The organism is Shewanella sp. CAL98-MNA-CIBAN-0140, assembly GCF_040309905.1.
Taxonomy (GTDB): Bacteria; Pseudomonadota; Gammaproteobacteria; order Enterobacterales; family Shewanellaceae; genus Shewanella; species Shewanella psychromarinicola.
The window spans coordinates 1-709 of record NZ_JBEOPI010000097.1; the positions used below are offsets into that span (position 1 = coordinate 1).

The window sequence follows — 709 nt, forward strand, 5'->3', positions numbered from 1 at the left end:
TTGCCGCGGTTGTCAAAGCGCCAGAGACATCAGCCAGCTCAACTGAAGAGTCAACTGAAGATGATATCGATTCATTATTAGCCGAGTTTGATATGCCGCCAGAGTCAGATGATGTTGCCGCGGTTGTCAAAGCGCCAGAGACATCAGCCAGCTCAACTGAAGAGTCAACTGAAGATGATATCGATTCATTACTAGCCGAGTTTGATATGCCGGCAGAGTCAGATGATGTTGCTGCGGCTGTCAAAGCGCCAGAGACATCAGCCGGCTCAACTGAAAATTCAACTGAAGATGATATCGATTCATTACTAGCCGAGTTTGATATGCCGGCAGAGTCAGATGATGTTGCCGCGGCTGTCAAAGCGCCAGAGACATCAGCCGGCTCAACTGAAAATTCAACTGAAGATGACATCGATTCATTACTAGCTGAGTTTGATATGCCGGCAGAGTCAGATGATGTTGCTGCGGATGTTAACGCGACAGAGACATCAGCAGATTCAACTGAAGAGTCAACTGAAAATTCAACTGAAGATGATATCGATTCATTACTCGCCGATTTTGATATGCCGGCAGAGTCAGACGATGTTGCCGCGGCTGTCAACGCGCCAGAGACATCAGTAGGCTCAACTGAAGAGTCAACTGAAGATGATATCGATTCATTACTCGCCGAGTTTGATATGCCGGCAGAGTCAGATGATGTTGCTGCGGCTGT

The 709-nt window shown here is 47.7% G+C and carries 1 pseudogene; it reads left to right on the forward strand.

The annotated features are described in order from the left end of the window. Window positions 1-709, forward strand: a pseudogene (locus AAEY93_RS20320) (hypothetical protein); the annotation flags it as partial.